Annotated in this window: 3 protein-coding genes; all 3 read right to left on the reverse strand. The window is 67.2% G+C overall.

The window, feature by feature from the left end; translation table 11 throughout:
- The coding region (locus RHBS_RS26035; protein WP_128646827.1) for an amidohydrolase family protein at positions 1-864 on the reverse strand (864 nt) is incomplete at its 3' end.
- Between the two features lie 19 nt (positions 865-883).
- Entirely contained in the window at positions 884-2,443 is a 1,560-nt protein-coding gene (gene ffh / locus RHBS_RS26040; RefSeq protein WP_121872488.1) for a signal recognition particle protein, read from the reverse strand.
- Between the two features lie 130 nt (positions 2,444-2,573).
- Positions 2,574-3,186: M23 family metallopeptidase (locus RHBS_RS26045; protein ID WP_237669744.1), on the reverse strand; the 613-nt coding region annotated here is incomplete at its 5' end.

A 3,186-nucleotide genomic window follows, 5' to 3' on the forward strand; every position in this document is an offset into this window, starting at 1 on the left:
CTCGTCGGCGATGCGGCCGTGCGCGATCGAACCACCGGCGTCGGTACCTGCGTAGAGGGGAATGCCCGCGTCGTGGGCTCGTCCGACGGTCTCGGCGACGCGTTGGCGCAGCGCCCGCATGTGCCGGGCGTAGACCGGATACCGGGTGGCGGAATCGGCGATGCCGGGGAACGTCTCGATGTTGATCAGCGTGGGTACCAGAGCGGTGCCGTGATCGACCATCATCTCGACGGTCTCGTCGGTCAGGCCGGTGCCGTGTTCGATGCAGTCGATTCCCGCCGCGATCAGTCCGGGCAGGGCATCCTCGCCGAACACGTGGGCTGTCACCCGCGCGCCCTCGGCGTGGGCAGCGGCGATGGCGTCGACGAGGATCGAGTCGTTCCACAGCGGTCGAAGATCCCCCACCGAGCGGTCGATCCAGTCGCCGACGAGCTTGACCCAGCCGTCGCCGAATCGCGCCTGCTGAGCCACCGCCTCGGGCAGTTGCGATTCGTCCTCGATGTCGATCGCCAGACCCGGGATGTATCGCTTGGGTGATGCGATGTGGCGGCCCGCTCGGATGATGCGAGGAAGGTCCTCGTACTCGTCCAGCGCGCGCGTGTCGACCGGTGACCCGGCGTCGCGCAACAGCAGCGCGCCGACGCCTCGCTCGGTCTCGGCCTGCCGGATCGACCCCGTCAGGTCGGTGTGTCCCCCGCCGTATTCGATTCCGACATGGCAGTGGGCGTCGACCAGACCAGGCAGAATCCAACCGCCGTCGTGGACGAAATCCGCGTCCGCAATCGGCTCGGTCGACAGAACGCCGCCGTCGATCCAGAGATCGATCTCCGTCCCGTCCGGCAGTCCGCGGCCCCGCACCCGCATCGCCGACACGTGCGCGCGCTTACTTCTTGGGCAGTTTCAGCTGCGAGAGATCGATGCCCTCGAGTCCCGGCGGCAACTGGTCGAGGCCCTTGGGCATGGACGACAGGTCCGGCATGCCTGCTGGCATTCCGCCCGGCATGCCGGGGAATCCACCGCGGATCTTGGGCTGCGTCGGACCGCGAGCGCCCTTCTTGCCTTTCTTGCCCTTCTTGTTGTTCCGCACCTGCTTGCGTGCGCCCGGCATGCCCATCCGACCGGCCATGGCCGACATCATCTTGCGAGCCTCGAAGAACCGGTCGACCAGCTGATTGACGTCGGAGACCTTCACACCCGAACCGTTCGCGATACGCAACCGACGGGACGCGTTGATGATCTTCGGGTCGGTACGTTCCTGCGGCGTCATGCCGCGGATGATCGCCTGAACCCGGTCGAGTTGCTTCTCGTCGACGTTGGCGAGTTCCTTCATCTGACCGGCACCGGGCAGCATGCCCAGCAGGTTTCCGATCGGCCCCATCTTGCGGACGGCCATCATCTGCTCGAGGAAGTCGTCGAGCGTGAGTTGTCCCGAGCCGATCTTGTTGGCCGTCGCCTCGGCCTGCTCGGCATCGAAGTGCTGCTCGGCCTGCTCGATGAGGCTCAGCACGTCGCCCATGCCGAGGATGCGGCTGGCCATGCGATCGGGGTGGAAGACGTCGAAGTCCTCGAGCTTCTCACCGGTCGACGCGAACATGATGGGCTGGCCGGTGACCTCACGGACGCTCAGCGCGGCACCGCCGCGAGCATCACCGTCGAGCTTGGTGAGAACGACACCGGTGAAGCCGACGCCGTCACGGAACGCCTCGGCCGTGCTGACGGCGTCCTGACCGACCATCGCATCGAGAACGAACAGTGTCTCGTCCGGCTGGACCGCGTCACGAATCCCTGCGGCCTGACTCATCAGCTCGGTGTCGATGCCGAGGCGACCTGCGGTGTCGACGATGACCACGTCGTACTGCTTGCTGCGAGCCTCGGCGATGCCGGACCGGGCAACCTCGACGGGATCGGCAGCCGAGACCCCGAGTGCATTCTCGCCGCCGCCGATGGACGTGCCCGGATGCGGCGCGAAGACGGCGGCTCCGGCCCGCTCGCCCACGATCTGCAGCTGGCTCACGGCACCGGGACGCTGAAGGTCGCACGCGACGAGCAGTGGGGTGTGGCCCTGGTCCTTGAGCCATTTCGCGAGCTTGCCCGCCAGCGTCGTCTTACCGGAACCCTGCAGACCGGCGAGCATGATCACCGTGGGCGGATTCTTGGCGAAGACGAGCCTGCGAGTCTCGCCGCCGAGGATGCCGACCAGTTCCTCGTTGACGATCTTGACCACCTGCTGGGCCGGGTTGAGCGCGCCCGAAACCTCGGCACCCTTGGCCCGGACCTTGATGCGGCCTATGAATTCGCGTACGACGGGCAGTGCCACGTCCGCTTCGAGCAGGGCCAGACGGATCTCACGGGCCGTGGCGTCGATATCCGCGCCGGACAGTCGACCTTTGCCACGCAGGTCCTTGAGAGTCCCGGTCAACCTGTCGGAAAGGGATTCGAACACCGATTGCACTCCTGAGCTAGCCGATCACCGAAAACGAGCCGAATCCGGCACGTTCACCAGACTAGCGGCAGCACGCCGCGTCGTCGCTGGGGCGTTCGACTGTCGTGTCGAACGTGTCGATGCCGACCGGTCAGGCTTTGCGCGCGGAATCGTTCCACGTCACTGCCACACCCCGGGTCGCGAGCCACTGCGCGGGGTCGACCTTGACACCGGAGGGATCGTGCACCTCGAAGTGCAGGTGTGGGCCTGTCGACTGGCCACGGTTGCCCACGGTGGCGATCTGCTGGCCGGCCGACACGCGTTGGCCGGGATGAACGGAGAAGTCGTTGACGTGTCCGTAGACCGTCTCGGTGCCGTCGTCGTGCCGCACCTTGACCCAGAGACCGAAGCCGGATGCCGGTCCTGCGTCGGACACGGTGCCGTCGGCGGCGGCGTAGATGGGCGTCCCGATCGGTGCCGCGATGTCGAGGCCACTGTGCTGAGTGCCCCATCGCGAGCCGAAGTTGGACGTCAACACCCCTGCCACGGGCTGCACTGTGCCCTTCTTCAGCGAGCGCAGGCTCTCGAGGGGTGACTCGACACCGACTCCCACCTGCCCCAGGCCGACATCGTCGAGCCATTGCTGGGCGGCGGCACCGGGATCGGTGACTCCGAACGCGGCCAGTGGGTCGGAGGTCGGTGCCGGCGCGGAGTCCGCAGCAGCCGCGGCTTCGGCAGGCGCGCCTCCGGCGGTGCGGGCTGTA

It is taken from the genome of Rhodococcus sp. BS-15 (genome assembly GCF_000813105.1).
GTDB lineage: Bacteria > Actinomycetota > Actinomycetes > Mycobacteriales > Mycobacteriaceae > Rhodococcoides.